6 protein-coding genes are annotated in these 9,099 nt (G+C 73.0%); all 6 read right to left on the minus strand.

What is annotated here, in order from left to right:
- Positions 1-291: thioredoxin (gene trxA / locus VHK87_RS04500; protein ID WP_329633699.1), on the minus strand; the 291-nt coding region annotated here is incomplete at its 3' end.
- Positions 292-373: 82 nt separating this feature from the next.
- A complete protein-coding gene (gene addA / locus VHK87_RS04505) occupies positions 374-3,871 on the minus strand; it encodes a double-strand break repair helicase AddA (RefSeq protein WP_329633700.1) in 3,498 nt (1,165 codons plus the stop codon).
- Positions 3,871-6,879: a double-strand break repair protein AddB gene (gene addB, locus VHK87_RS04510; RefSeq protein WP_329633701.1), complete on the minus strand. Its 3,009-nt coding sequence runs from the start codon at positions 6,877-6,879 to the stop codon at positions 3,871-3,873. The genes addA and addB overlap by 1 nt, the downstream gene beginning before the upstream one ends.
- A complete protein-coding gene (locus VHK87_RS04515) occupies positions 6,866-7,564 on the minus strand; it encodes a nucleotidyltransferase family protein (RefSeq protein ID WP_329633704.1) in 699 nt (232 codons plus the stop codon). The genes addB and VHK87_RS04515 overlap by 14 nt, the downstream gene beginning before the upstream one ends.
- A gap of 20 nt (positions 7,565-7,584) precedes the next feature.
- Positions 7,585-8,673, minus strand: a complete 1,089-nt coding sequence (amgK, locus tag VHK87_RS04520) for an N-acetylmuramate/N-acetylglucosamine kinase AmgK (RefSeq protein WP_329633702.1) — start codon at positions 8,671-8,673, stop codon at positions 7,585-7,587.
- Positions 8,657-9,099: tRNA (adenosine(37)-N6)-threonylcarbamoyltransferase complex ATPase subunit type 1 TsaE (gene tsaE / locus VHK87_RS04525; RefSeq protein ID WP_329633703.1), on the minus strand; the 443-nt coding region annotated here is incomplete at its 5' end. The genes amgK and tsaE, both read right to left, overlap by 17 nt.

Genomic DNA, 9,099 nt, shown 5'->3' on the forward strand with positions numbered 1-9,099 from the left:
CTTATTCTTGGGCATGGCCCCGACCTTCATCGAGGCCATCTGGCCGCCCTTGAACAGCATCATGGTCGGGATGCCGCGCACGCCGTAGCGGGAGGGCGTGGTCGGGCTCTCCTCAATGTCGAGCTTGGCCACCGTCACCTGGCCCGCCAGTTCGTCGGCGATCTGCTCAAGGGCGGGGGCGATCTGCTTACAGGGTCCGCACCACTCCGCCCAGAAATCCACCAGGACCGGCATTTCGGCCTTCAGGACGTCCTGTTCGAAGGTGTCGTCGGTGACCTTCACGGTGCTCATTAGAGAAGCTCCTCAATCGTCAGGTTGATGAACGCAGCCTGACGTCTTGCGATCCTCGATGTAGGCGGCGCCTTGCCCAGCATCAAGCGTTACGGCCCAGCTCCGCGAGGCTCTGGGCCAACAGGAATTCTGGGATCGGCATCAGCTTCGGGCCATCCGTCCACACTAGGGCCGCCTCGATCGCCCGCCCCGGGAAGACTTCGGCAAGCACCGCGGCGTAGAGCGCCATCTGGCGGATGTAGGCCGGGTCGGCGTCTTCGATGCGCGCCGGCGAGGGCCGGTTGGTCTTGAAATCGACCACCAGAACCCGGTCGGGCAGCACCACCAGCCGGTCGATACGGCCGGAGATGGCCAGCCCCTTGGGCAGAGCCGCGCCCGAACCGATTATCGGCGCCTCCGCGCGCGAGCCGGGGCCGAACACCTCGGCGAAGCGGGCGTCCTGCAGCACCGAGAGGGCCGCCTCGGCCATCTCCCGTCGCTGGTCGGCCGTGAGGTCCGTCTCACGCTCGAGCAGCCCGCGGGCGGCCTGGGCCCGCGTCGGCGCCGGCACGTCGGGCAGGATCTGCAGCAGCCGGTGGATCAGGTCGCCGCGCCGGAAGCGGCCGAGCCCCTGGGCCTCCGAGAGCGGCGAGGCGGCCGCTGCGCGGGCGTCTTCGCCGAGGGTGGATGGCGGCGCGTACTTCGCGAACGCCTCGGGCGCGGCGTGGCGCAGGGCCCAGTCGGGCAGGCCCGGCGACCTCGCCGCCGATTTAGCGGCGCGGCCGAGGAGACGCGGGTCCGGCCCATAGCGGCGGATCTGCATGTCGCCGCAGGTCGTCTCGCGCACGTGCGGCTCGATGTGGGCGTGGCGGAAGGCGGCGCCCACCGCGCCCCACCAGCCCTTGAGGTTCTCCTCCTTGGCCGTCGCCGAAAGACGCCCGCACAGCACCAGCCGGTCCCGAGCTCTCGTCAAGGCGACGTAGAGCAGGCGGTAGGCCTCCTCCTCCTCGCGCTTCGCCCGCCGCTCACGGGCGGCGGCCGAGGCCTCGCAGTCGTTGGCGCCCGAGGCGCACCAGAGGAAGCCGCGCTCTCCGTCTTCCGTCTCGGTCTCCATCAGCGGAGAGCCGCGGGCGGTGCGCGACAGCGTCGTCTCCGGCAGGAAGACGATCGGCGCCTCCAGTCCCTTGGCGCCGTGGGCGGTCATCACCCGCACCTCGTCGCGTCCGGCTTCCATCTCGCGCTTGACGGTGATGTCGAGGCTGGCGAAGGCGGAGGCCAGGCCCTCCAGCCCGTGCACACCGCGGCCCTCGGCGGCCAGCACCTGGGCCAGGAACTCGTCCAGCGCGTCCTCCGCTTCGCCGCCCAGCCGGGTGAGCAGCCGCTGGCGCATCGAGCGGCCGTCGGCGCCGACCAGGCCCAGCAGCCGGGCGTAGAACTCGAACGGGCGGCGTGTCAGCGCCTCCTCCAGGGCGGTGGCGAGAAAGGCGCGGGCCCCGGCCCACTCCGCGCGCTCGTCGCCGCGGCGACGCAGGCGCGCCCACAGGCTCTCCTTCCCGCGGCCGTGGGCGAGCTCGTAGAGGCTCTCGTCCGAGACCTCGCAGAACGGGCTGCGCAGCAGGGCGGCGAGCGTCAGCTCGTCCTTCGGGAAGCGGACGAAGCGGGCCAGCGCCAAGAGGTCGTCGAAGACGATGTGTTCGGACAGGGCCAGCCGGTCGGCGCCGGCCACCGGGATCTTGCGCCGCTTCAGGGCCCGCAGGATGTCCTCGAACAGCGCCTTTCGCCGGCGCACCAGGATCAGCACGTCGCCGGCTGTGGCGGGCCGCCAGTCCTTCAGCCGCGAGTCGAAGACGGCGTCGCCGCGCTCGATCAGCGCCTCGATCTCGCAGGCGATCTTCTCGGCGAGGCGGCGGTTGGCGCTGGTCTCGCTCTCTGCGTCAAGGGGCGCGTCCCAGGCGTCGCGCTCCGAACCCGTGAGCTCCTGCTCCAGCGGCCAGATGTCGACGCAGCCAGCGTGGGCGGCGCGCATCGCCGTGTGCTCGATCTTCTCGGCCGCCGCGCGGGGCAGGATCGCCGTGGCCAGCTCCGGCGGGGCGAAGGTCGCGTCGACGAAGGACAGCACCTGCGGCGTGGAGCGCCAGGAGGCCAAGAGGTCCACCCGCTCGAAGCGGAAGCCCGCGCCGCTCGCCCGCTCGCGGTGGAACTCGAACTCGTGGATCAGCAGCTCCGGCTGCGCGCCCTGGAAGGAATAGATCGACTGCTTCTCGTCGCCGACGACGAAGATGTTGCGCTCCAGCCGCCGCTCGGCCTTGCGGTCCTCGCCGGCGAAGAACTCGCCGGTCAGGGCGCGGACAATGCGCCACTGGTCGGGGGCGGTGTCCTGGGCTTCGTCCACCAGGATGTGGTCGATGCCGCCGTCCAGCTTGTAGAGCACCCAGGCCGCGGCCGGCCGGCTGGCCAGCAGGGCGCAGGTGCGCTCGATCAGGTCGGCGAAGTCGAGCCCGCCGGAGCGGGCCTTCTCGGTCTCGTGAGCGTGGACGTAGGCGGCGGCCAAGGTCAGCGCGTAGACGGTGTCCTCGGCGACCCGGGCCCGCTTGGCCATCTTGAAGGCCTCGGCGATCCGCTCCTGCTCGGCCTTCAGCCACTCGCAGACGGCCGGGTCCACCTGCTTCGTGGCGCAGGTCTTCCGCGGCTCGCCGGCCTGGGTGAACAGCATCTCGCGGATCAGCTGCGGCCGGCTCTCACCGAGGGCCGCGGCCTCGGCCACCTGAGCGGCCTTCAGGCCGTTGGGGACGTCGGTCTTCTCGCTGCCCTTGAGCAGCGCCTCGGCCGCCCAGCGCCAGTCGGCGGCGTGGATCGCCGGCGGCGAGAGGGCGTCGGCCTCGATGGCGGCGGCGTCCATCAGGTGGTCGAGCCCGCAGGCCTGCGCCACCGCCTGGGGCACGCCGGCCAGGCCGCCGCAGCTTTCGATGTACTCGGCGATGGCGCTCCTCTTGGCCTCGAAGGCCCGGAACATCTCGTGGAAGCTGGCGAAGTCGAGGGCCACCGAGAAGCGGGCGTAGGCGTCCGCCAGCGGCCCGGCGCCCAGCGCCTGCTGCGCCACGGCCTTGCGCGCGGCGTCCGCCACCACGGCCGAGGCGGCGTCGTCCAGCACGCGGAAGCCCGGCGAGACCCCCGCCTCCACCGGGAACCGGCGCAGCAGCTTCTCGCAGAAGGCGTGGATGGTCTGGATCTTCAGCCCGCCGGGCGTCTCCAGCGCGCGGGCGAAGAGAGCGCGGGCCTCCGACAGGTGCTTTTCGTCGTAGGTCTCCTCGTCCCGCCCCTGCAGCTTCGCCAGATCCGTCCGCAGCTGCTCGTCGCTCGCCACCGACCAGCCGCCGAGCAGGTCGAACAGCCGCCGCTGCATCTCCGCGGCGGCCGCCTTGGTGTAGGTGACGCACAGGATGGTCTCGGGCTCGGCGCCCGCCAGCAGCAGCCGCGCCACCCGGTCGATCAGCGTCTTGGTCTTCCCCGAGCCGGCGTTAGCCGTCACGAAGGCCGACAGCGTCGGGTCCGCCGCGGTGCGCTGCGGGTCCGGGTCGAAGAGGTGGACGATCTCAGCCATCACTCCTCCCCCTCCTCGCCGCTCGTCGACCACTCGAACACCCGGGCCAGGTGGTCGTAGTCGCTGATGCGGGCCTTCACGAACTGGGGTGAGACGCGGGAGAGGTATGGCTGGGCCGGGTTGTCAAAGCGGGCGATGAGCTCGCCAAGACCGGCCAGCGCCTGGGCGGCGGCGTCCTGGCTCTCCGGCCCCGCGGCGGCGCGGATCTCCACCTTGCCGGCGGGCTTGCGGCCGGTGACTTCCAGGTAGGTCAGGTCGCCGGGTGTGGGGCGGCCGAGGCCGTGGAAGCCGCCGCCGGCCAGGATCGCGGCGGTCAGGGTCAGCTGCGGCGAGAAGCCGGTGGCCACCTCCTTTTTCGAGGGCGCCTTGCCGGTCTTGTAGTCGATCACGTGGCCGTAGCCGTCGACGGTCACCTCGATGCGGTCGGCGCGGGCCTTCAGGGTGAAGGGGCCGGCGGGGGCCTCGATGGTGAGCTTACCTTCCTGCTCGATGTGCAGGGTCCGGCCGTCGCGGCGCTCGCGCTCCAGCTCCACCACCCAGGCGGCCGCCTCTCGCGCCAGCGCGGCCTCCCGCACCAGCGCCTCGCTGGGCATTCCCGCCTCCACCAGGGCGTCCATGTAGAGGCGCTCGAAGATGGCCGCGGCGTCTTCCGGGAGCGCGTGCGGGTGCTCCGTAGAGAAGATCTCGAAGGCCTTGTGGATGGCCGTGCCGCGGGCGCGGGCCTCCACCGCCTCGTCCGGCCGCTCCAGCGGGTAGAGCTTGAGGATGTCGCGGGCCCAGACTGCGTAGGGGTCGCGGGTCAGCGTCTCGACCCGGGTGACGAACATCTCCCGCGGCCGGTGCTCCACCGGCGGCGTGGGCCCGGGCCGCTTGGCGGGGGAATAGGCGCCCGGCGCGTCGAGGCCGCGGGCCCAGGCGAGGACCTCCGGGTGACCGGGAATCTCGACGCCGGCGCCGCGGGCCAGCGTCTCCAGCCGCCATAACCAGCGCGACTTCACGGCCGGCGCGCCCTCGCGGCGCTCGGAGTGCAGCAGGACCACCTCGGGCGCGCAGGCGGCCTGAGCGAAGTCGTGGGCGGCCAGCCCGATGCGTCGCTCCGGCGGCGGCAGGCCTAGCCGTTTGCGCATGGGCCGCGACAGGAACGGGTCGAGCGGCGCGCCCTTGGGCCAGACGCCTTCCTCCAGGCCGGCGACGATCAGCCGATCGGCGCGGACCAGCCGCGCTTCGATGGCGCCGAGGATCCGCAGGCGCGGGTGGGTGGCGCCGCCGGCGCGCACGGTCTCTGCGGCCATGAGGGCGTCCAGCAGGTCGGCGAAGCGATCGGCGGTGGCGGGGGGCAGGCCGGCAGAGTCGTGGATCAGGCTGGAGAGCAGCCGGCTCAGCGCCTCCCCGCCGTGGCCGGCCCAGAGCTCGCCTGGGGCGCCCGAGGGATCCTCGGCGATCGCCTCCATGGCGGCCGCGAGTGCGCGCGCGGCGTCGGCGGGACGCGCCGGGCCGCTCGCGTAGACGGCGGTGAGGTCGTCCAGCACCGCGCGAAGGCGGACGGCGAGGTCCTGCGCCTCCGGGCGCAGGCCGGCCAGGCGCCGCTCGAGCGCCTCCCACTCGTGGGCGCGCGCGCCGCGCAGCGCCTTCAGCTCCAGGGTCTCGGCGCCGGCTTCCAGGTCCGAAGGTTCGAGCCCGAGGCGTGTGAAAGGGTGCTTGATGAGGCCGAGCAGGATCACCGGATGGAGCGGATCGGCGGCGGCGCGGGCCAGCAGGTGGGCCAGCACGCCGACCCGGCGGCCGGCCAGCGCCTCGCCGGCCGAGGAGTCGGGGACGATCCCCCAACGGGCCAACCGGGCGGCGACGCGCCGCGACAGCGCTTGATCAGGGGAGACGAGGGCGGCGGTCATGCCCGGCGTCTCCAGCGCCTCTCGCAGCAGCAGGGCCGTGACGGTGGCCGCCTCGTCCTCACCGCGGGCGGAGACCAGGGAGAGGCCGTCAAAGCCGCGGGCGATGGTCGCGCCGGGCTCGCCGGGGCCTTTGCCCGCCAGCTCGCCGATCACGTGCAGCCAGTCGGCGGTGGCCTCGGCGGGGCGCAGCGCCTCGTTGATCACTCGCCGGCGCCAGCGGCCCTCGTTCAGGTGTGGGCGCGAGGCGGGCCAGACGGCGACGTCGGCGCGAGCGACGCCGGCCCGGTCCAGCAGCCGCTTCATCGCCCCCTGCGGATGCTGCTCCTCCACCTGCGCCCAGGCCTTGTCGGCCAGCCCCTCGTCCAGGCCGGGGAGAACGACACAGCCCTGCGGGGCGCGGGCGATCACCGCCAGCAGGTCGGCGGTGGCCGGCGCGGTGCCGGTCGAGCCCGCCGCCACCAGCCGGCCCTCTGGCGGCTCCGCGTCCCACTTCTCGGCCAGGGCCCGCAGCAGCAGGACGCGGCGCTGGCTGACGTCCACCAGGCCCAGCTCAGCCAGCCGCTTCGGCCAGGCTTCCAGGGCCACTTCCAGAAAGGTGCGGGAGACCCGCCAGTGCTCGGCCAAGTCGCTCTCGACCAGGTCGGCGAGCCCCTTCTCCGCGGTCACCTCCTCGATCTGCAGGCTATCAAGGAAGCCGCCCAGGGCGTCGGCCAGCTCCAGGGCGCCGACGGCGTCCAGCTCCCGGTTCAGCAGGCGTTCGTTCGCCTTCACGAGCCCGGTCAGCTCGAACCGGCGGCGCAGGGGGGCGATGGCGGCGGGCAGATCCAAGGCCAGGTCGCCGGGCTCGAACGGCGGCTCGCCCTCGTCGAGGTCGCCCAGCGGCAGGATCTGCGGCGGCAGCAGGGCCCGCCCGCCCGCGGCGGCCAGGAAAGCGTCAGTCAAGGCGCGCGCGCCGCGGCGGGTCGGCGTCAGGAGGACAGCTTCGGCGAGGGCCTCCGGCCCTTCGGGGATCAGCGCCTCGTAGAGGCCGCGGGCCAGATCCTCCGCGAACGGCCGGTGGGCCGGGATGTTGAACCACCGCGGCGCGCGAACGCCGAAGATCTCATGCCGGCTCATTGAGCCGCGCCTCGGCCGCATCCCGGGCGGCGGGATCGCCGACGTGCATCCAGAAGGCGTCCATGACCGCGCCGTAGAGCCGGCCGCGGGCGGCGAGCTCGCGCCAGATCGGCACCATGGAGAAGGCGCCCTCGCCGGCCCCGTCCAGCACCTGCGGCTTCATGATCTGGAACCCGACGTTGGCGTAGGGCGTCGGCGGCTGCGGCTCGGCCGAGTGGGTCAGCCGTCCTTCGGCGTCCATGAAGAAACCGCGGGGGCCCTCGAAGCCGATGCCTTGGCCGCGGGGGACCAGCAGCAGGGCGACGTCCATTTTGGCGGGGTCCCAGACGCGCTTCAGCGCCTCCAGGGCCGGCGTCGCCCCCTCGATCCAGATGGAGTCGATGTTGGCGATGAAGATGGGGTCCTCGCCGAGCAGGTGGCGGGCCTTCTGGATGCCGCCGCCGGAGTCCAGCAGTTCGGCCCGCTCGTCGCTGATGCGGATGCGCGGGTGGGTCCGGCGGGCCAGATGGTCCTCCATCTGGTCCGCGAAGTGGTGGACGTTGACCACCGCCTCCTCGACACCGGCGTCGGCCAGCCTGTCGAGCACGTGGTCGATCAGCGCCTTGCCGCCGACCTGGATCAGCGCCTTGGTCGTGGCGTCGGTGAGTGGCCGCATGCGGGTGCCCAGGCCCGCGGCCAGCACCATGGCGCGCTTGGGGCCGTCGGTCACCGGCGCGCCTCGGTGGGCACGTAAGCGTCGAACCAGGCCTTCACCGGCGCCATCTGCGGCGCGGCCAGGCAGCGGTTCAGGTAGCCCCAGGTCCTGGGCATGAAGGCCTCGTAGCGGGGCCGCCCGTAGCCGGCGACCTGCCGGGCGAAGATGAACAGGATCCGTGACATGTTGAGCGCGCCCAGCGCGTGGTAGTCGGCCAGGAAGGCCTCGCGGTCGAGGTCGCTGCGGATCGAGAGGTAGCGGTCCAGCGCCTGTTTCTCGCGTTCCGGCGAGACGTCCCGGCGGGCGTCGTGCAGCAGCATCGAGAAGTCCCAGGCCGGATGGGCGCGGACGGCGTCCTGGAAGTCCAGCATGCCGACCCGTTGAGCCCCCGAGCGGCCGGGCAGCCAGATCAGGTTCTCGGCGTGGTAGTCGCGGTGGCAGAAGACGCTGGCCTGCGCCTCGCCGCGGGTGCGGATCGGCGCCCAAAGGGCCTCCCACTCGGCGGCCGCCTCTTCCGGGAACGGCGGGATTCCGGCGTACTTGGGCCACCACTCCAGGAACATGTTCCCGCCGGTCTGCAGGGCCAGGTCGTCGTAGGCCAGCAGCGGCCAGCTGACGCCCTCGTGGGTCAACACGTCCGGCGGCCGGGTCTCGTGGATGCGGGCCAGCGCGTCTACGGCGGCGTCGTAGAGAGGCCCCTCGTCCTGGCCGTTCTCGATCAGCCGGGCGTAGAGGTCGTCGCCGAGGTCCTCAAGGACAGCCAGGCCCTCCGGCGCGTCGTGGGCGACGATGTGCGGGGCCGACAGCCCCTGGGCGCGCAGCCACTCGGCCGTGGCGATGAAGGCGTCCACCCGGCCGGCGGCGAGGCGGGCCATGGCGTTGTAGCCGGCCGCGCGGCGCTGGTCGGGGGTGGCGTTCGGCGGGCAGGGGGCGCTCTCGACTGGCGGCTGGTCCATGAAGATCAGGCTGACCCCGTCCGGCCGGTGCAGCCGCTCGTAGCGGCGCGTCGAGGCGTCGCCGGCCAGCGGCTCGCGCCGCGCATCGCCCAGTCCGTTGCGGGCCAGGAAGTCGGCCTTCAGCGCCTCACGATCCGAACTCAACCTTGCGACCCTCCCAGGCGCCGTGGGCCTCCAGCCGCACGCGCCGCACGCGCTCATCCGCACCGGTTTCTGGCGTGATCCGCACCTCAAGTCGATGCGGCGGAAGCGCGTCCAGCCGCTCCGGCCACTCGATCAGCGCCGCCCCATCCTCCAGCGCCTCGTCGAGGCCGATCTCATAGGCCTCGTCCGGCGAGGTCAGACGGTAGAGGTCGAAATGGGCGATGGCGAGGCCGCGGCCCTCGTAGAACTGCACCAGGGTGAAGGTGGGGCTCGGCACGTCCTCGTCAGGCCGGGTCCGGGCGCGGATCAGGGCTCTCGCCAGTGTCGACTTGCCGGCCCCCAGCGGCTCCGACAGGCAGACGGCCTCGCCCGCCTGCAGCGCCGCCGCCAGCGCTCGACCCAGGCGCACGGTGGCGGCCTCGCCTT

The sequence above is a fragment of the Phenylobacterium sp. genome (genome assembly GCF_036263695.1).
In the GTDB taxonomy this organism is placed as follows: Bacteria; Pseudomonadota; Alphaproteobacteria; order Caulobacterales; family Caulobacteraceae; genus Phenylobacterium.